Consider the following 21,215-nt stretch of genomic DNA (forward strand, 5'->3'; position numbering starts at 1 on the left):
TGCACTTTATTCTCGATCGCGCGCTCAAAACCCAGGCTACCTCAAGTGCGATCGATATATTCAGCAAGCCCTACTTAGTAACTCTAGCTGACCAATTTTTTCAATATGAGCCAAATTTCTGTAGATGTATTGAAGTTGTTTCTTAATTACTTTTTTTCGTTCTTTCCGTAATGGCTTCCGGTTTTTGGCTATTGTTAAGTATTCTTTTCGGGCTTGGTTGCGATAGGTTCTTGTTTTTTTTTTACGGGTGACTGATTTTCATTATGTAGAGCGTCTATAATTTTTTCGGTATGTTCTCTTGCTTGATTTAATAGCCCTAAGTCTGTGGGATATTTAATGTCGGCTGGTGCTACTTTTGCATCTAATATTAATTTGCCTTGGTTTTTTGGTTCACTTGTTTCTGATGACTTTTTTTCCCTTGACTCGGATGGTACTTTGATCTGGTCTTTGACCATTTTTTCGTTGATTTTATTAACTAGGTTCACACCTATTCTTTGTCTAAAATGAACGAACATTGATGAGTCAAATGGTGAGGCATCACTATAGGATTTCATGCCTATAAAGTATTGTAGGTATGGGTTTTCTCTTATTTGTTCTACTGTTTCAGCGTCGCTGGTTCCCAACCTTTCTTTAATAATTAATGCTCCCAGTGCCATCCTAAACGATTTCGCCCTCGCTCCGGTTGACACTGTAAAATTTTGAGCATATTCGGTTTCAAATTCTGACCACGGAATTAGTGCAAGCCATGATTACCCAACGATTATTTTCTGACAATTTTCCCTGGAAGGGAAGGTCAAAGTTGGATGGCGGCTGTGGTGTTGGGTCAACTTTTCGGTACATTGCGAAAGTGATGGTGTGCAAGGGTTTGGACTCATTTTAGCTGTATTGCTTGCGCTTTTTTAGCGTTAAAACTCGCCATAAGTCTTTTGATGTAAGGGTTTTAAGCTTTTTCAGCAAGCCCTACATAGATAACTTTCCTTTCCCGTATATTACTTGGATAAGGATTTTTTGTGAGTGAAGTCAATGATTGTTGCATTCCCGGAAACGGCTCACCGGAGGCAGTTAATTGTGAAGTTCACCAACACTATCGATTGCTACTCAAACCCCGATTTCAAGATTTGAGCTAACGCATCCTTAGTCCTGATCGAGTTGAGTGCAGCGCTGTTGATAAATTTGAGCCGCTTTATCTGTAGGATTGCGGCGCAGGCACTCAGCAAACAATCGCTCCGCATCTCTAAGCTTTTGCAAATGGTAGAGTACCAAAGCTTCTTCAAACATTGTTCTCGTGGCTACCTTGCCCTCATAAGTCTTAGGGGGATCGGCATCGAAAACTTCAAAAATCGATACCGTTTCTGATTTGCCCTTAACTGTTACGCGATCGATAAGACGGATAGCATACTGATTAGAATCTGGCAACGATATAAAAGTTTCGTGACTAATTAACATCGAAACCCCATATTTTTTAGTCAAGCTTTCTATCCGCGAGGCCAAATTCACTGCATCGCTAATAACCGTGCTATCCATCCGGTTTTTTCCCCCAACCGTACCGAGAATTAAAGAACCTGTATTGATGCCAATGCCAATCTTAATCGGCACGTATCCAGAAGCAGCGCGATGTTGATTATATTCGGCAAGACGATGCAGCATATCAATCCCAGCTTTGACGGCATTATCTGCCTCGCCACTAAAGAGGGCCATAATTGCATCGCCAATATACTTGTCAATAAATCCTTGGTTTGCAGTAATGGCTGGCTCTAGGCGTGACAAATAGGCATTAATAAAGTTGAAATTGTCTTGCGGAGTCATACTTTCCGACAAAGTTGTGAAGTCGCGAATATCGGAAAAGAGTACGGACATTTCCTGTTGAACTTGGTCGCCTAATCTAACATCAACGATGCTTTCTTTATCCAGGATTTGGAGGAATTGGCGGGGAACGAAGCGCTCAAAAGCCTGGTTGAGTTCGCTGAGATTATTGTAGAGACGCGCATTTTCAATAGAAATAGCTGCCTGGGAGGAGAGTAGGTTTAAAATTTCCAAGCGATCGGGAGTAAAAGCGTCTGTGGTTAGATTATTTTCTAAATAGATAATTCCTACCAGTTTACCTTGATATTGGAGAGGGAAACACAGAATTGATTTAGGCTGATGCGCTTTGATGTAGGGGGAACTAGCAAATTTAGGGTCATTGGCAGCATCGCTCAATACTACACTTTCCCGCGTGCGAGCCACATAGTTAACAATTGTGTGAGAAATTAAAAGTTTATCCCCAAGTTCCCACGCCGACTTGACGGGGATTGACTGCAACACAGTCACGCCATCTCGATCCACAGAGCCTTCAGCTTCAATCAGCAATTTCCCCTTAATTTCTAGAATCAAAAAGCCCTTTTGTGCTCCGGCATTCTCAATAATAATCCGCATCAATTTCGCCAGCAATTTATCTAGCACAATTTCCTCGGATAGGGTTTGTGAAGCTTTCATGACTGTAGTCAAATCCATCTCAGAAGAAGTGCTACGGCCAGTTGTGGTAGGTGGCGTAGATGTTTTTGTGCTGAGAGTTCCCCTATCTGAAGACCTTTTTGGTAATAATTGTGGGTAGCGTCTATCTAGATCGTTAACTTTAGCAGTTGCTCCCCAGTGAAGATAGCAATGACGAGCGTCTTGCATATAGACTTGTGCGATTTTATCTTGACCTAAAGCGAGATAAAACTTAGCAGCAAGTTCATGCGCTAGTGCTTCTTCATTGATGTATTCATGTTCTTTGGCAAGATCAATAGCTTTTTTGTAATAGTCCATTGCCATCATCATCTCTCCTTGAACCCGGTGCAATTCTGCTTCCACCAGATAAAACTTGTGTAAATGATTCATTGGAGCATGATGCGCCCAGTTTTTGAGTTTTTTCTGGTTAGCTCGCACCTGGCTAAGTAAGCGTTTCTGCTGAGATTTAGAGGTGGAAGAATATGCAGCAATTCGTGTGAGAGAATCGTAAAAGTAAAACAACGTAACGATCACCATCGCTATGGCATTATCTATATATGTTGCCGCTAGAGCCGCATTATCTAGGGCTTCCTCGTACTCTTCAAATAGGTAACAGAGCATCAGTTTTTTACAATACATAAAAAAAAGTGCGTTTCGGTCATTCGCCTCAATCAGCAGAGGCAGTTTTTTCGCCTCATCAAAAAAATCGCCAGTAAAACAGCAGGGATTATTCGATTGCTCCATCAAATTCAGTGCCATCTGTCGATTTAAATTAATCATATGAAAGCTTCGCATTTGCTTTAACTTCTGGATGGCATCGCTGTATTTGGCTGCCTCCCGCTCAACAACAGCTAACTCCTGCCCTATGTAAGAGGAACCGAAAGAGCACATCACTAGGCAATGTGACGCATATTCCAAATCTCCTGTTTCTACTCCGATAGAATATCCGAGCAGTAAAGGCTGTAACGTCTGTCTTAGATGATCCTGCCAATGTCTGATAAAGTGATTAACAGTAAAAGCTACTTTAGCTTTTACTTTTTTAGCATCAAGCTGCTCTGATAGGCTTACTGCTAGATTGCCAAATTTATAGCCTGATTCAATGTCTACTACTACTCCGCAAAGAATTAACCCATAAGCTGCATATATTTTTGGAGAGTAGTAAGCATTGCCGTATTGGACGGATATATTGATACCTTTAAAAATAACCAGCGGATATAGGTTAGGAGCAGACACATAGGAAGCAGAAGCTATATTCGCTAGAATACGAATTGCTGCTAACTTATCCGGATCTGTCATTTCTGGTAAGTTGATTAAGTCCTCAATGCGTTTCCCCAGCAAGGCTAACTTTGTCCCTAGCAAACCGCGTAAGACATCTAACTTACGGGGCTTTTTAGGCAAACTCACTCCTAGCAGCTTCAGAACTGTTAGTCCAGTATTAACTGCTTCTAATGGCTTATCCTGTGCTAAATAAGCAGAGATTTTAACTTCATAAACTTTCACCTTATCCAGCAATACTTTGCCCTGTTGCAGCACGACTGGAACTAATCTCTCCATTTCATCGAATTGACCGCACAAATAGGCAGCTTCTGCGGCTTCTACATACAGAGCAAGTGTAGTATCGTACTGCGTCTGCCAACTTGACTCCCCTTCACTTCCCCTCTTGCTAAGGGAGGACTGAGAGGGGTTCAACAATTCTAAGCCGCTTGTTAGGTAGGTAAGGGCGGGTTGAAAAGCGGCTGAGGCTTTTGCTTTCTTGCCAGCGATAAGATTTAACTTTGCCAATTCATCTCGTTTCTGCTGGCTTTCAAGCAGGTTGCCGCCAAAATTCAATTGATTAACAATGTCAAAGATTTTTTCTTCTTGCTGCTGGGGTGGGGTATTATTCAGGAGTAGCTGACCTATTTGCAGATGGCTTGCTTGCTTGCGGTGTTCGGGAATGAGAGAGTAGGCGGCTTGTTGGATGCGATCGTGTACGAACTTGTAAGCTACCTCGAATTCATCAGGATTTCGGTCTGTTTGCAGAAATTTGTAATCATCTCCCACTGGAACAATTAGACCTTCTCGCACAGCTGACCAGAGTTCGTTTGCCGTTTCTTTTTGCGGCTTTTCACCTACAATCGAGAGAATTTTTAAATCAAACTGGTTGCCAATACAAGCAGCCGTTTTTAATACTTCTTGCGTCAGTTCTGGTAGTTTTTGGATTTTTTTAGTCATCAACTCAACAACATTATCAGTAATATTTTGTGATTGAATTCGCTCTAAGTTCCACTGCCAACTGCTACTGAGAAAATCGAAATCTAATAGGCTTTCTGTATAAAGCGACTGGAGAAACTCTTTCAGGAAAAACGGATTACCCTGAGTTTTGGCAAGCACTAATTCGGCTAATGGCTTTGCTCTTTCTGCGTCGCACTTAAGCGTATCGGCAATTAACTGGTTGACACAATCTAAATCTAACGGCGAGAGCCAGATAGAATTTATAGTGGCTCCAGCTTTTTGAATTTCTGATAAGGCGATTTGTAAGGGATGGGCGGCACTAACTTCATTATCCCGATAGGCTCCAATTAGCAGTAGATACGAACTATCTACATCCGTCATGATTAACTGCATTAATTTCAGAGTAGCGGAGTCTGCCCACTGTAAGTCATCTAGAAAGATAACTAAGGGATGCTCTGGTTGACAAAAAACCTGAATGAAGTTTTGAAAGACTAAGTTAAACCGATTTTGGGATTCAGTCGCTGCTAGCTCTAGGAGGGCTGGTTGCTTGCCAATAATCAGTTCGATTTCAGGAATGAAATCAATAATAATTTGTCCGTTGGCTCCTAATGCTGATAGGAGTTTATCACGCCATACGTGTAGTTGTTCGGACGTTTCAGTTAGCAGTTGTCGAACTAATTCTCGAAAGGCACTGACGATCGCACTGTAAGGAATATTGCGTTGAAATTGGTCAAATTTACCAGAAATGTAATAACCGCGCCGTTCGGTAATGGGTTTATAGATTTCTTGAACTAATAATGATTTACCAATACCAGAATAACCAGCAACGAGCATGAGTTGGCTGGTGCCATTAGCTATCCGGTCAAAAGCTGCGAGTAACGTTTCAATTTGGCTTGACCTGCCATAGAGCGTTTGTGGGATTTGAAATTTATCAGAAATATCCTGTTCGCCTAAAACAAAATCTTCTATTTTCTCCCCACTTTCTAGTTGCATCAGACAAAGCGCCAAATCGTCTCTAATGCCTAGAGCGCTTTGGTATCGTTCCTCTGCTGTTTTCGCCATGAGTTTCATCACGATTTCTGAAATGACTAGAGGAATTTCGGGATTAACTCTATGGGGTGGGACGGGCTGTCTAGCAATATGACAATGAACCAATTCCATTGCATCGATCGCATCAAAAGGCAATTGGTTTGTCAATATTTTATAGAAGGTAGCTCCCAGGGAATAAAAATCAGTGCGGTAATCGATCGCTCGATTCATCCTGCCTGTTTGTTCGGGAGGAATATAAGCTAACGTCCCTTCTAAAACATTAGGGCTTTTTAAGGCAGTGCTTTCCCTTGATAAGGCTGTGGATAAGCCAAAATCAATAATTTTCAATTCTCCTGTTTGAGAGTTTAAAACAATATTGGACGGGTTAATATCTTTATGGATAACGTTTGATTGATGAATTCTCCCCAGGGTTTCAGCGATTTGAATGGCAATTTGGAGAAATTCTAATAAGGTAAACTGTCTTTTTTTGAGTAATCCCTCTAAAGATTCCCCGCCGAAATCCTCTAATAACATTACCAGCGTGTTGTTATGTCTTCGTAGCTCGTAAGCCTTAACAACTCCTCCGAAGTCGAAGCTACGGGTGATTTCATATTCCTGTTGGTAACGGACAAGTTCGGCAGGGGTAGGATAGTCTTCTTTGAGTACTTTCAGGATCAGCGGTTGGTTATCTTGTTCTCTAATTCCCCGATAGACTAGCGAGTTGGCGCTTTCGTAAATTTGGGCTAAAACTTTAATTTCTGGTAGTCTAATCATGTTTGGCTCTCCATTTTTGGCACTCATGAACCTTACGCGCAATGGTCAGCGGCTGCTGATAGTACTCAATCGCCTTGGCATAGTTGCTCAAGGAAGCGTAAATATTTCGCAGATTCCCCAATGCTGCCCCCCCACCTCGGCGGTCTTTAACCTCTCGGTAGATAATCAATGTCTATTGACAAGACTCAAGGCTTCTTGAAATTGACTTGTCTGACTCTACTGAATTCCTCGCTCCAACAACTTAGCATCGCAGCCAAGAGGCTAGTATTTTTTCTAATATTCATCTAAGGATAGCCGAGACGCTTGCGGATAGCATTGAGACTGACTCCTTCATTAACCAGTTCGATCGCGTGTGCGTATCTCAGTTGATACATGGTACAGGTTATGCCTGCCTTGGCACAATAACCAGCCCACTTCTCCTGAACTTGAATGCTTGCCCTGGTGTGATGATGGACTGTGGGTGAGTCCCCAGTAGTTATCGATGTGTTCTACTAATCCCATTTCCTCACAGATACCGGCAATGAGTCCGCAGTGGTCAATATCCTGTACTCTTATATTTGACGCTTCAATATTTCTCATTAAAAATATTGGATTTTGCGATCGCCCCTGCAGAATGTGGGTTAAATTCATACGGTGAATCAGCAACGCCACAAAAAAGGAAAACTGGCAGAACCTCAACTAGAATTTATGAAACTCTGCCAGTCTATTGTAGATATTTATCAATCCTCGAACCAAGTCTGAATTTCGCAAACACCCCGCATAAGAATCAGCGTTCATCCGTGGTTCAAACCTTCCCGAAATCCCCACCTGTTTTGTCCCCCTCAAAGCCTTAGAAGACCAGCGAGATGCCTTGCTGTGTGCTTATATCGGCGCACACTGGTGGTACTGGGGAATAGAGCGGAATTTGGTATTGGGCGATCGCGCAACCGGCTACATAGTCATACCCCAAGGAAGATAAGGAGAGAGAGAGTCGGAGAGGGGAAGAACTAGGAAAATCTTCCTTGGTTCTTCTTTCTCCTGACTAATGACGACTGACTACTGACTAATGACTAATGACTAATGTGCCCAGAGAATCACGCCAGCTTCATAAGGACTGCTGAGATTATCGTGCTTCGGCAAAACCCGCAACGACAAACCTTGCAAACCGCTAGAAGTATAAGTAATGTCAGCCGTATAAAGGCTAGCATTGTGAGAATCTTCTCCCAAATACTCCATCACCACCGGCACACCGCCGACAATATTTCCGTTAGCATCAACCGAACCTTGATAAAGTTCGACTTGCACGTCTGCAGGCGTCAATCCCTTCAGATTAATCCGAGATTTAACAGCGATCAACTGATTGACCTTAACTTCTTTATCCTGGGAAATATCAACAGCCTCAATCTTAATATCCTGCCACTTCGCGAGAACGTGCTTCTTCCAGTGAGACAACTCCTTCGCCGGAGCGCAATTATCCGAAGTCATGGTGTGGAATCGATCGCTCACCGGGAAATATGCCCGCCGCGCGTAATCCTTCACCATCCGAGCAGTATTGAACAAAGGACAATTTAAGCGAATAGAATCCTTCATTTTCGCCGTCCAACCCCGGGGAATGCCATCAGCATCCCGGTTGTAAAACAGCGGTACAACTTCCTTTTCCATCAAGTCATACAAAGCATTCGCCTCGACCTCATCCTGATACTTAGTATCTTCGTAAAACTCGCCATGTCCGATCGGCCAACCGGTACGAACATAATCAGCCTCATCCCACCATCCGTCAAGAATGCTCAGATTCGGCAAACCATTCATCGAAGCTTTCATCCCGGAAGTACCGGAAGCCTCACGCGGGCGGCGTGGCGTATTCAGCCACACATCGCAGCCAGACACCATCATCCGAGCAACGTTAATGTCGTAGTTCGGTAAAAACACCATCGAGCTCATCGTCTCGTGCTCGCGGATGAAGTGAATGATATCGCGAATCAATTCCTTACCCGGAATATCCATCGGGTGAGCCTTCCCAGCAATCACAAACTGCACGGGGCGGTTTTTATCGCGCATGATCCGCATAATTCGATCGACATCGCGCAAAAATAGTGTCGCCCGCTTGTAAGTAGCAAAACGGCGCGCAAACCCGATCGTCAGCACCTTCGGATCTAGAGCCTCGCGCGCGTTCTCGATTTCCGTTTGAGCCGCACCGCGCTCGCGCAAGGTCTTTTGCAGCCACTCGCGCGCGAACACCACTAACTCCGATCGACAGCGTTCGTGATTGCGCCACAATTCCTCATCAGGAATCGACGTAATTCTGTCCCACAGCCGATCGTCCTTACCGGTCATTTCCCAGTCCGGGCCGAGGTATCGATCGTACAACTCCTGAGTAGACTTCGCCACACAACTGCGAGCGTGCACCCCGTTGGTAATCGAAGTAATCGGCACTTCTTCCATCGGTAAACCCGGCCACAAATCCTGAAACATCGGGCGCGACACCACACCGTGCAAAGCCGCCACCCCGTTGACAAAACTCGACATTTTAATAGCCAAAATTGCCATATTCAGAGGCCCCGACAAATCGCGAGTATTCTCCCGCCCCAATCCCAGAAACTCATCTTGCGACAAGCCAAAAATCTTGGGATATTGACCGAGATAGTGCATCACCATATCCGGCTCGAACAAGTCAAACCCAGCAGGCACCGGCGTGTGAGTCGTAAACATACTGCTCGAAACCACCACCTGTTCCGCTTCCACGAAACTCAGGTGATATTCCTCCATCAGCATCCGAATTCGTTCCAAAGCCATGAAAGCCGCGTGGCCTTCATTCATGTGATAAGCCGTAACTGTCAGCCCCAATGCCTTGAGCATTTTCACGCCGCCGATGCCCAGCATGATTTCTTGGTGCATCCGCAGAGTTTTGTCACCGCCGTACAGTTGGTCGCTAATATCTTGGTCGTAGCGGCTGTTAGGTTCAATATTTGTATCCATCAGGTACAAAGGAACCGTTCCCACTTGTACCCGCCAAATCCGGGCATACACCTTGCGGCCGGGATAGTCTACCTCAATCCGCAATTCCGAACCGTCGGGATTGCGTTCTGGGTGCAGCGGCATATTGTAGAAATCGTTGAGCGGATAGCGTTCTTGCTGCCACCCATCGGCGTTTAGATACTGCGAGAAATAGCCTTCTTGGTAAAGCAAACCAACGCCGACTAAAGGCAATCCCAAATCGCTAGCTGATTTGAGGTGGTCGCCTGCGAGTACGCCCAAACCGCCGGAATAGATGGGTAGGGCTTTAACTAAGCCGAATTCCATCGAAAAGTAAGCGTAGCATTCTTTCTGCTCTGTACCGCGCTGTTTGCGGTACCAGGCGCGATTTTTGAGATAATCGTCTAACTGCTGGGCTGCTCGGTTCATTTGGGCAATGAAGCCTTCGTCTTCTGCCATTTCTTGCAGTCGCTCTTGAGATATGGTTCCGAGCATCAGCACCGGGTTTTGGTTGCTGGAGTCCCACAGGTCTCGATCGAGGCGGCGGAAGAGGTCTTTGGTATCGACGTTCCAGTCCCAGTGCAAGTTGTAGGCAAGCTTGCGTAGGGGTTCGAGAATTGTCGGTAGCGACGGGGAAACGTTAAAAGTGCGAATTGGCTGCATAGACAAAGCCTTTATGTTGGGGTAGCGATATTTTCCTCTGTCTTTAGGTACAAGTCCGTTATTCTGCACACTATTTTAAGTTTTAAGTCACGGGGGCGATCGCGAGCGACGCTCATTAAGCACACGAAGCCGTGCCGTGTCCCTAACCTAGCTAAGCTTTTAACTGCAGTGGCGGGAGCGAGGACTTGATGCCTCGGATCTGAAAATCGCTCAAGTTAAGAGCGCTGTGTCACTTTTTGGGCAAGCATCTTAACGAATTGTCGGACAACTTAGGCTCGCCGCAACGCTCTAGCAGTGATGATGTTGGGGGTGCAGCGCAGGAAAATAAGTCGGGAGACTAAGATTTGCAGTCAAGAACTATAGTAATCCTTGCAGGAATGGTAAATTTTTCACCCCACCCCAACCCTGCCCTTATCAAGGGGAGGGAGTAAGAAATTCACAAATGATATCAATTCCGGTAGCATCGGAATAATAAAATTTAGTCAACAGCGATGCCCTGAGCGAAGCCGAAGGGTCAACAATCACAGATGGTGCAACCAACCGAAATCCATCTAATTCATCTGAGTTAATCTGTGTTAATCAGCCTGGATCTGCGGTCAATAAAGAGAATTTCTTCACCGCAGATGACAAGGGATTGACGCTGATTCACGCAGATAAAGAGAATAGACATAGTAATAATTCCGATGCTAACAGATTTGATATGATTTAGGATTGTTATATATAACTTTCGGCTGCACAGGAAGCACCTGAGACTTATTAGTCTGTAAGACCCGCAGTTTCACTATTTTCACCCATAGATAAATCTTTAGCCGCACATCACGCACCCTACAATTGACTGATGACCGCTCAGGAATAACTAACAACTAATGACTAATGACTAATAACTAATTAAGCAATTTGCACTTTCCTCAACATAGAATTTACCAAAAGTTTACTAGCCTCACCAGCCGAGAGGGCCGGGCTGAAATAATAACCCTGAATTTCTTGACAGTGGAGTTCGCGCAAACACTCCAACTGCTCTTTAGTTTCTACTCCTTCGGCTACCACGCTCAAGTTCAAATCTCGCCCCAAGGTCGCTACAGCCTTGGCGATCGCCCGTTCGCACGGATCATTCGTCAGTCCGCTGACAAAGGATTTATCTATTTTTAATATATTCAAGGGAAACTTTTTGAGATAATTTAGAGAACAATAACCCGTGCCGAAATCGTCCAGCGCAATTTGCACTCCCATATTCTGCAACTCCCGGAGAACTTTTGTGGTATAATCCACATCTTGCATAGCTGTAGTCTCGGTAATTTCTAACTCTAAATACTTGGGGGCTAAACCGCTTTTTTCCAAGCAGTTCGCTACCATTTCTAATAAATTAAATTGCTGGAACTGCCGAGCAGAAACGTTGACTGCTACCCGCAAATCTGGCTGCAAAGCATCCTGCCAAGCTTTATTTTGAGTGCAGGCTGTTTGCAGCACCCATTCCCCAATAGCTACAATCAGCCCGTTATCTTCGGCGATCGGAATAAATGTAGCGGGAGTAACTAAACCTAATTGTGGATGTTGCCAGCGCAGCAGGGCTTCCATGCCCTGAATTTTCCAAGTAGTAATGTTGACTTTTGGCTGGTAGAAAACCTCAAATTCTCCGTGTTCTAAAGCCTCGTGCAGCCTTTGTTCTATAGTTAGTAAATGGCTGCTTTGGGGATTAATTGTTGAAGTATATAACTGATAGTTATTTCTTCCCATTTCTTTAGCGCGGTACAAGGCCGCATCGGCATTTTTGACTAAAGTTTCGGCATCTTCACCATCATCTGGATAAACAGCAATGCCGATGCTGGTGCTAACATGAAACGGTTGTCCTTCTAGTTTAAATGCTGGCTTTAAATTGTTGAGTATTCTTTGAGCTGTTTTAACTGCATCTTCTAAGCAATTGATATCGGGAAGCAGTATGGTAAATTCGTCGCCTCCCCAGCGGGCAACCGTGTCAGTCGATCGCAAACTGTCGCTGATGCGTCCCGCAAAACCTTCTAACAGGCGATCGCCTGCAGCGTGACCTAGTGTATCATTAATCTTTTTGAACCTGTCCAAGTCTAAAAACATCACAGCTAGCATTTTTGGGGTTTTTTTAGCTTGTTTTAAGGACGCCAGCAGCCGCTCGTTAAAAAGTATCCGGTTCGGTAAACCAGTGAGTTGGTCATAAACAGCTTGATAGCGAATAATTTCTTCAGCTTGCTTGCGCTGAGTGATATCCATCATCGTACCGATCGCCCTTACTGCTTTGCCACTTTCATTGCGGATGATATAGCCGCGATCGAGCACAAAAACATATCCCCCGTCTGCACGGTGAAAGCTGTATTCTTCCGACCAACATTGAGCGTCTGAGTTCATTGTTTGGTTGAAGCTTAACATCACTCTTTCCCGTTCTTCGGGATGAATATTTAGCCACCAAGATTCTACTTCTATCGTCTGAGTTTCGTTGAGTTTGTATCCAAAAACTTTTTCAAATTCTTGGCTTAACCAATACTCATTTTTTAATAAATCAAAATCCCATACTGCATCATTTGTCGCCCGCGTCAACAGGTGAAAGCGTTCTTCGCTTTTGCGTAGTTTTTCTTCGGATTGCACCCGTTCCGTTACATCCCGAAAGCTGAATACCCGACCAGTAATTTTGCCTCCCGTGCGCTGGGGCAACGAGTAGCGCTCGAAGATTCTGCCATCTGTCAACTCGATGAGATCGAAACTTTCTTCTGCCGGGCGATCGGACAATTCTTTAGCACGGTTGAGAAATATTTCCGGGTATTTTAACTGGTTGATTCCCAACCCCACAATTTGGTGGTTATCTCTCGAATCAACCAGCAAATCCGGCAACTGCCACATTTCGGCAAATTTACGGTTAAAGCTGACAACGTTTCCTCCACTGTCAACTGCCAGAATACCGTCAGCAGTAGATTCAATGGTTGCTTGAAGCAATGAAAGAGATGTTTCTAGTTCTAACTCTGCTAATTTGCGATCGCTGATGTCAAATGCTGTGATTAATATTGAGGCTTGTTTTTCAAATTTTATAATATCTACAGTTGCTTCAATCCAGCGCATTCTTCCGGTTTTCGTGACTATTATTAATTCATATTTAGAGCCTGCACTTGAGCGCGCGTGGCTGGATTTACCCCAGTTTTTAACTATTTCTAGAAAATCTCGATGAATTAAGTCGTATAAATCCAATGCTAGTAATTCTTCGCGAGTATATCCTGTCAGAGCTTCTGTCTGAGGATTGACATAGCGAAACTGTCTGCGGTGATAGATAAACGCAACAGCATTAACAGTTTCTATCAGTTGGCGAAACTTTTTTTCACTGCGCCGCAAATTTCTTTCAGCCCGCTTGCTATCGGTAATATCTTGTGCTATGTATAACTTGCCGCTGACCTTGCCTTGACCGTCGCGAATAATTGAAATAGAAAGCTGTACAATTATTTTTTTTCGGTGTTTAGAAAGGTATACTTTTTCGACGTTGCGGACAGAACCTTCGGCTGTTAAACTGGCTAACTCTAACTCCGGGGCTGGTGATTCACTGTTATTAAAAAGTCCGGCTATTGGTTTGCCTAACAACTCTATTTTAGAGTATCCCAAAAGTTGACAGGTAGCTTGGTTTAACGACAGGATATGACCGCCGGGGGTAGTCGCAATTATGGAGACCTTCATTTCCTCGCAAATATCCAGGGCATATTCGGCAGTTTGCTGCAAATCTTGGGTCATTTGGGCAATAGTATGCCAGATATCCAGTTCTTTTTTTGGATACAACACTTTTTCTCCTTGTGGTAGCTTGTCATTCTCTGTTTCAGACTTCGGCTGGATTAACCTCATCGTCTTGGATAAGCTATTTATTGTTTTATCCATGATTAATAATGAGATTAATTAATAAATAAATAAAACCCAGATCATAAGAGATTATTGTTAACCTAATACTAGGTTTTTTTCTAGGAGTTTCCTGAGATTTTATATAATTGTATGTCGGTAATTTTACTGAGTCAATTTGGGATAATGTATCCAAAAATAATGCGGCGCTTGCAGAATTAAGGGGGTGAGAGGCCGATCGCAAATAGCTATGTTTCTGAAACCAAACCAACATTCCTTGTACAGGGCGAGTGCCAGGTTCATCCCCTACACTTGTCTGTAATATTTTTGGATTAATGCAACATTCCACAGGAAAAACAGCAAGCCCTAAATATCCCAACACTAATTGAATAATTATTGTCATTTCTCTATTTCCTGATTTATATTAAATAAATTATTTTTTGTAATCATAAATGTTTAAATTTTTAGCAGAACTTGCTCTACCCTAGGAAAACCCAGCTAACATTAATTTAGGTGGATTTGTAAATAAAATTGTCCCAAGCTGATAATTTAGCTTGATAACTAATTATAATTTTAATCTTAATTTAAAATATGTCATCAGCCATTGTGCCACAAATTATCCGCCATTCTGCCTAGACACCGTGTGGGAGCGCGCTAAAATTAGATAATTCCCGCAAGGAGGCGACCGGGATTTGTTAGAAAAATAAACAATTAGCTTAAAATCGATGCAGAGGTCCCCTAATTGAACCCATGAGTCAGACCATCCCAGAACTCCAAAAAGAAGTCCGCGCGCAGCAAGCAGAAGTTACCGCCCTGCAAGAGTCGCGGGAAAAACTTGGCGTACAGCGCTCAGAGTGCCGAGTGGCAGTCAGTTTTCCCAAAAATAATACTCCTGAAGCCATTGCTGAGTTCCACCAGCAAACTGCTGCTTTTGGGGAGCAGTGGTTGCAGCAAATCCAGGAGATTGACCGAGAGACTAAAAATATTGAAAAACAACTGGAACAAAAACAGGCGGTACTCAATTACAAACAAGGCGAACTAGACAAATTGCTGGCCGGACAGCACTGGCAAGAAGTAGAAAACCACGTTCAAACGGGGGAAAAACGCTTGCAAGCACAAGCTCGCAGAATCAATCAAGCAGCAGCCCAGCTAGAGACAGAAATCCAAGCTTTAAAAGCACTGTACGACCAACTCAATCCGAGTTATTCCGAGTGGTTTCAACAACCAACTCAAATAGTTGAATTTTCTGCAAAAACTATTCCTTATGCTTTTCCCAGCAGCAGCGGGTTGATATTGGAAAATAAGGAGATTGAGTGGGAAAAAAAGTAGTTTTGAGTTGTGAATGTTAAAGGTAAATTAGTAAGGTGAATGTCGCCGTCGAAGACTCCTATAAGCAAGACACATTTGACGGCGACATTCAAATAATTTTACCCGGTTTATTAGTAGGTTAAAAAAGACACAAAACTGTCTCTGCCCAGCTAATATTAAGAGTTTTGAGTTTCTTTTTGGGAAACAGGTTTATTTTGAACTGTGGTATCAAGATAAAATATAAAATCTAACAGTCCTAGACAGATAAACCGGCTTGTACGAAAAGACTTCGTTGCCACCCTCCCTCCTGCTAAAAAAAACAGTTAATGAGAGTGAGGAGTGCGTAAGCCCTGTCTAAAATCTCAAATAGACTTACTGATGAAACAATTGATTTGGATAGCGCTATTTATTCTGGTTGCGGTGGTGGCTGTGGGTTGGCGTTCTGACTCGTGGCAGCGGTTGTCGGGTGTACCCGCAGTTTCGATCGATCGCCAAATTAACATTTCCCAAAATCCGTCTTTATCACCGCTTCCTGCTGAAAAAAATGCAGTTTATCTGCCGCAAATTGACCCATCTCGGTTGTGGAAACACGTCGAAACTTTAGCAGGAGAACGCGATGGAGAACGATCTCGCTCTTTTACTAGAGACTACATTTCCCAACAACTGCAAACATTAGGATTTTCCCCAGAACTGCAGCCGTTCGATCGCGGAATCAACGTCTTCGCTGAGAGAAAAGGTACTGACTCAAACGCCGGGGCAATTTTAGTAGCAGCACACTACGATACTGTACCAAACTCCCCGGGCGCTGACGACAATGCGACGGGAGTTGCAGTAGTTTTAGAAGTAGCAAGATTGCTGGGTTCTCGCCCCACACCTCGGACACTGCAAGTAGCATTTTTCGACAGGGAAGAACTCGGACTTTTAGGCAGTTTAGCATTCACTGGTAGCGACGCGCGCTTAAAAAATTTGCAGGGAGCGATCGTCCTAGATATGGTAGGTTATGCCTGCCACACGCCCGGATGCCAGCAATATCCCGAAGGATTGACAGCGCAACCTTTTCTAGAAGCATCGGGGGTAAAATCTCCCGACAAAGGCGAGTTTATCGCTGTGATTGGGGATGCGGAACATCCGCTGCTATTGAAAAGTTTTGCGGAGTCGGGAAAAGCCGATTTGCCGCCAGTGGTGGCGCTGCCGGTTCCCCTGAAAGGGTTGCTGACTCCCGATGTTTTACGCAGCGACCACGCCCCTTTTTGGTATAAAGGAATTGGTGCTGTGTTGGTGACGGATACTGCAAATTTGCGATCGCCCCACTATCACCAATCTAGCGATACCCTAGCAACTATCGATCGACCTTTTTTCGCCGGTTCTGCTCAAGTTGTTGTTAATGCCGTGGCTAAACTATTGGAAATTCGGTAATTTGTAATCGGTAATCTACTCGTTACCAGCCTCTGCCTGTTAACGCATATCCGGAGGCTCTGCCTCCAATTTTCCCACGCCAAGCAAGCGAGGCAGAGCCTCTGGAAATCGGTTCCTAGGCAGAGCCTAGGAACTAGATAAATAACTAATAGCTAATGACTAATAACTAATAACCAGTGTTTAACAAAGAAAGTTTGCGACGGCATTTACTGCAACTAGACAATCGAGGCTACAAAGCCTACAAAGACATTCAAGGTAACTACGACTTTTCTGAATTCACATTAATTATTGATTACGTGCAGGGAGATCCGTTTGCTTCTCCCAGTAAATTTAGAGTCATAGTTCCCCCCAACATTGCTCAACTTCCCCGCGAACTTTTCAACTCTCGGAGTCGAGAAATAGCCCTGCGAGATTACCTAAGTCGCCAGTTTGACAAAGCAGCACACAGCATCAGCATCAAACGCGGCACTGGGAAAAGCGGTTTGATTGCAGTGACGGGCTTTGGACAAGAAGTTTTAGAGCGAACTTCCGCATTTATCATTTCCTCAAATACATCCGGTATCGAAGATTTAGGAGGAGTTGAACTGCGATTTGCCGTCGGACTTCCAGCGGGCGGACGCAGTATCTTAGGGCGACAAGCTGCTGAAATGCTGTGCGAAGATATTCCGCAAATTGTCAGCAATTCTCTCAAATACCTTCACTTAAATGCTGCGGAATGTCGCCGTCACGTTGAAACTGTAGAAGATGCTGACTGGCTGCGGCAGCAGTTAGCTCAAAACGGATTAGTTGCGTTTGTTGCTGACGGTTCTATTTTACCCCGTCGCAGCGGTGTTGACGATCGCCCTTTGTTAAATAATGCTGTGGCTTTTCAGTCGCCGCCGTCGTTAAAAGTAGAGTTTAATTGTCCGAATCGCGGTTTGATTTCCGGTATGGGTATTCCCGCTGGCATTACTTTGATTGTTGGGGGCGGCTATCACGGCAAATCCACTTTACTCAGGGCGATTGATTTGGGAGTTTACAACCGAATTCCAGGAGATGGTCGGGAATTTGTGGTGACTAATCCGGCGGCGGTAAAAATTAGAGCGGAAGATGGCAGAAGTGTCGCGGGAGTTAATATTTCGCCTTTTATTAACCACTTGCCACAAGCTAGAGATACTGCACAATTTTATACTGAAAATGCGAGCGGTAGCACGTCGCAAGCTGCTAATATTATGGAGGCTTTAGAAGTGGGGAGAAGGAAGAAGGAAGAAGGAAGAGGGAAGAAGGAAGAAGAAAGAGGGAAGAGGGAAGAGGGAAGAGGGAAGAAGGAAGAAGCTCAGTCTTTTGTTTTAGAGACGGAATTAGTCGCTATTTCAGAAGGGGATTTAGTGCCTGTTTTATTAGTTGATGAGGATACGGCGGCGACGAATTTTATGATTCGCGATCGCCGAATGCAGGAACTCATCGCTAAGTATAAGGAACCGATTACGCCGTTTATTGATAAAGTTAAACAGTTGTACACAGATTGCGGCGTATCGACTATTTTAGTCATGGGGGGAAGTGGCGATTATTTTGATGTGGCAGATACTGTGATTTCAATGGATAACTTTCAAGCAGATAATGTAACGGAAAAAGCTAAAGAAATTGCTAAGAATTACTCGATTAGCCGTGCTGCTGAAGGGGGGAATTTTTTTGGTGAGATTACTCAAAGAGTGCCGATTCCTGCTAGTTTAGATCCGAGTCTGGGACGGCGAGATGTGCGGGTGAAGGTGCGGGATGTTGATGAATTGGCTTTCGGAACAGAGGATATTGATTTGGGTGCTGTTGAGCAAATTGTGGACAGCGGACAGTTAAGGGCGATCGCTGCGGCAATGGTTTATGCTAAGCAGCAATACATGGACGGGAAACGCACTTTGTCGGAAATCATAGATTTGGTGATGGCAGATATTGACGCGCAGGGGATGGATATTTTATCGCCTTTTCCTGAAGGGGATTTTGCCATGTTTCGACGCTTTGAATTAGCTGCGGCAATTAATCGGCTTCGCAGTTTGTCGGTTGTTGCCAAATAGAGTTGCTTAATATAAATGTATTGTTGTCATACTTTTGATATGCTAACAAAAGTGAGTGCAAAAACCGCGATTGAAGTATGACAGGCAATATAGGACAACTGACTGCTTTAAGCGATCGACCGTATTTAGTATTAAGCAATCAAGGCGAGGTTTTACAGTTAGAGTTAAAACAGCAGCAGCACGTATTGGGGCGCGATCGCACTCGTGCTGATTTAGTCATTCCCGATGCTTGGCGCGCAGTTTCCGCCGTTCACGCTGTTTTGCGCCAAATTGGAAATAATTACTGGATTTACGACGGTGACGGGCAGCGGCCGAGCACTAATGGCTTATTTGTCGATCGCACTCGCATCACTCCCAATGACGGTTATTGTCTGAAAAACGGCACAGAAATTAAAATCGGTCTCGATCCTCAAAATCAAGTTTTGCTGACTTATTTTAATCCGCTGGCGAATCAGGTTGCTGCCCCTAGCAAGCAGTCAATTCTTCTTAAGAATCGGTCGGTTTTGTTGGGCCGCGATCCAAACGCTTCGCTGCAATTAGATGCGCCGCTTGTTTCTAGACGCCACGCCACAATCGACCAAGACAGTCGCGGCAATTATATTTTGCGGGACCACAGCGTTAACGGGGTTTTTGTTAACGGTCAGCGAGTGACAAATTCTGTACAGTTGTCCGAGGAAGATGCAATTCGGATCGGCCCGTTTACTCTAACTTACCGCAGCGGTGAGTTGGAGATGCAAGACTCCGGCCATCAAATTCGTTTGGATGCTGACAGTCTGGTGATTCCCAAGCGTTTGGACGGGATAAAATTAGCGATCGAACCGGGGCAGTTTGTGGCTTTAGTCGGCGGTAGCGGTGCGGGTAAATCTACTTTAATGCGGACGCTTTTAGGCATTGAAAAAACTACTAACGGCGCTGTGTTTCTCAACGGTGACAACCTGCGCCAAAACTTCAATATTTACCGCAATCAAATCGGTTATGTGCCTCAAGATGATATTGTTCACGCAGATTTGACGGTAGAAGAAGTCTTGAGTTATGCAGCTAAATTGCGCTTACCTCCCGATACAGATGTCAAGCAGGTAGTCGCCAAAACTTTAGAAGATATTGAAATGACTCACCGTCGCAAGGCTTTGGTAAAACAGCTTAGCGGCGGACAGCGGAAGCGGGTCAGCATCGGAGTTGAACTGTTAGCAGACCCGAAACTTTTCTTTTTAGACGAACCGACTTCAGGACTCGATCCGGGTTTGGATAAGAAGATGATGCAACTGCTGCGAAAGTTGGCAAATCAAGGCCGGACGGTGATTCTGGTGACTCACGCGACGGCAAATATCACGATGTGCGATCGTATTGTTTTTATGGGTCGCGGCGGACGCCTTTGTTACTTCGGCCCGCCTAGGGAAGCGCTCGATTTTTTCGATGTCAAAACTGGCGATTTTGCCGACATTTACAACGAATTAGAAACAGGAGAAACCAACGTTCTAAGCTGGTCAGAAAAGTTTAATAAATCTCAATACTATCAGCGCTATATTGTAAACCACTTCAGCACAGGCAACGCTAATGCAAAAATACCTTCTGCACCAAAATCTCAATCTTTTGTAAAACAACTCTTTTTGCTAGCCCAGCGCTATTTTCAACTTATTTCCCGCGACTTAGTTAACTTGAGTTTAGCTCTTTTAACGGCTCCGATCGGCATTAGTTTACTGCGGCTAGCCGTCAGAGATAAAGACCCATTAATTGGCGCACCGGAGGCAACTTTAGCACCTTTAGCGCTCAGAGTTTTATTTGTATTTACCTGCGCGGCTATTTGGGTAGGACTGGCAACTTCTCTGCAAGAAATTGTTAAAGAATCTGCTATTTATTTGCGCGAACGTTTGGTCAATTTAGGATTGTTTGCTTATTTAGGTTCAAAATTTTTTATACTTTCGGGTTTGGCAGTATTGCAAACACTGTTAATGGTAGGAGTTATTCTGATTGCTTTTAAATCCCCCGAACCGAGTTTAATTTCCTGGGCGATGGGGGCAACTATTACCACATTCCTAACTTTAATGAGCTGCATAAGTCTCGGATTAGTCGTTTCCGCGATTGTTAAAAATAGCTCTCAAGCTAACAGCGCTTTGCCCCTATTATTGCTGCCTCAGATTATTTTTTCTGGAGTTTTGTTTAAGATGGAAGGTGCGGCGAGTAAGTTTTCTTGGTTGATGTTAAGCCGCTGGTCTGTGGGTGCTTACGGCTCTTTAGTTAATGTGAATGGGATGGTTCCCGCGCCTACTACATTACCGGACGGGAGTACGCTTCCTCAGCCATTTGAGCCTACTCCTGTTTACGATCCAACCTGGGAGAATTTGGGTTTAAACTGGGGTATTCTGTGCGTGCATATTTTCGTTTATTTGATGTTGAGTCTGTGGTTGCAGAAGCGGAAAGATATTGTACTTAGCGGGTGACAACGTACCTATAATGCTTGCTGCATAAAGGATAGAGCCAAGAAGCCGCGCTGAAAATAGAGAC

At 44.3% G+C, this 21,215-nt stretch carries 8 protein-coding genes and 2 pseudogenes; 4 read left to right on the top strand and 6 right to left on the bottom strand.

Annotated features, from left to right (window positions below):
- Positions 1-69 precede the first annotated feature (69 nt).
- The 6 genes and pseudogenes from QUA40_RS21740 to QUA40_RS21765 all read right to left on the bottom strand — a co-directional run.
- Positions 70-840 (bottom strand): annotated as a pseudogene (locus QUA40_RS21740) (transposase); the annotation flags it as partial.
- A 294-nt stretch (positions 841-1,134) separates the two neighbouring features.
- Positions 1,135-6,489, bottom strand: coding sequence for an AAA family ATPase (locus tag QUA40_RS21745; protein ID WP_333129662.1), 5,355 nt, complete (start codon positions 6,487-6,489; stop codon positions 1,135-1,137).
- A gap of 424 nt (positions 6,490-6,913) precedes the next feature.
- Positions 6,914-7,068: pseudogene (locus tag QUA40_RS21750) on the bottom strand (DUF4277 domain-containing protein); the annotation flags it as partial.
- Between the two features lie 477 nt (positions 7,069-7,545).
- Positions 7,546-10,104 carry an alpha-glucan family phosphorylase gene (gene glgP, locus QUA40_RS21755; RefSeq protein ID WP_333129676.1) on the bottom strand — a complete coding sequence of 853 codons (2,559 nt, stop codon included), beginning with the start codon at positions 10,102-10,104 and terminating at the stop codon, positions 7,546-7,548.
- An 888-nt stretch (positions 10,105-10,992) separates the two neighbouring features.
- Positions 10,993-13,890 carry an EAL domain-containing protein gene (locus QUA40_RS21760; protein WP_333129664.1) on the bottom strand — a complete coding sequence of 966 codons (2,898 nt, stop codon included), beginning with the start codon at positions 13,888-13,890 and terminating at the stop codon, positions 10,993-10,995.
- A gap of 85 nt (positions 13,891-13,975) precedes the next feature.
- Positions 13,976-14,344, bottom strand: a complete 369-nt coding sequence (locus QUA40_RS21765) for a hypothetical protein (protein ID WP_333129666.1) — start codon at positions 14,342-14,344, stop codon at positions 13,976-13,978.
- 347 nt (positions 14,345-14,691) lie between these two features.
- Here QUA40_RS21765 and QUA40_RS21770 point away from each other — a divergent pair, with 347 nt between their 5' ends.
- From QUA40_RS21770 to QUA40_RS21785, 4 genes are all read left to right on the top strand, one after another.
- The gene (locus QUA40_RS21770; RefSeq protein WP_333129668.1) at positions 14,692-15,270 is read left to right on the top strand and encodes a hypothetical protein; all 579 of its coding nucleotides are present in this window, start codon (positions 14,692-14,694) and stop codon (positions 15,268-15,270) included.
- A gap of 357 nt (positions 15,271-15,627) precedes the next feature.
- On the top strand, positions 15,628-16,665 hold the full coding sequence (locus QUA40_RS21775; RefSeq protein ID WP_333129670.1) for a M28 family peptidase: 1,038 nt from the start codon (positions 15,628-15,630) through the stop codon (positions 16,663-16,665).
- A gap of 176 nt (positions 16,666-16,841) precedes the next feature.
- A complete protein-coding gene (locus tag QUA40_RS21780; protein ID WP_333129672.1) occupies positions 16,842-18,713 on the top strand; it encodes an ABC-ATPase domain-containing protein in 1,872 nt (623 codons plus the stop codon).
- A 77-nt stretch (positions 18,714-18,790) separates the two neighbouring features.
- Complete coding sequence (locus QUA40_RS21785; protein ID WP_333129674.1) at positions 18,791-21,151, top strand: FHA domain-containing protein; 2,361 nt, start codon at positions 18,791-18,793, stop codon at positions 21,149-21,151.
- The last annotated feature ends 64 nt before the right edge of the window (positions 21,152-21,215 follow it).

The sequence above is a fragment of the Microcoleus sp. Pol11C3 genome (genome assembly GCF_036701485.1).
Lineage (GTDB): Bacteria > Cyanobacteriota > Cyanobacteriia > Cyanobacteriales > Microcoleaceae > Microcoleus.

What these genes read in the sequence shown, in the direction of transcription:
- QUA40_RS21745 (WP_333129662.1), bottom strand. Translation starts at nt 6,489, where the DNA reads ATGATTAGACTACCAGAAATTAAAGTTTTAGCCCAAATTTACGAAAGC.
- glgP (WP_333129676.1), bottom strand. Translation starts at nt 10,104, where the DNA reads ATGCAGCCAATTCGCACTTTTAACGTTTCCCCGTCGCTACCGACAATT.
- QUA40_RS21770 (WP_333129668.1), top strand. Translation starts at nt 14,692, where the DNA reads ATGAGTCAGACCATCCCAGAACTCCAAAAAGAAGTCCGCGCGCAGCAA.
- QUA40_RS21765 (WP_333129666.1), bottom strand. Translation starts at nt 14,344, where the DNA reads ATGACAATAATTATTCAATTAGTGTTGGGATATTTAGGGCTTGCTGTT.
- QUA40_RS21775 (WP_333129670.1), top strand. Translation starts at nt 15,628, where the DNA reads ATGAAACAATTGATTTGGATAGCGCTATTTATTCTGGTTGCGGTGGTG.
- QUA40_RS21785 (WP_333129674.1), top strand. Translation starts at nt 18,791, where the DNA reads ATGACAGGCAATATAGGACAACTGACTGCTTTAAGCGATCGACCGTAT.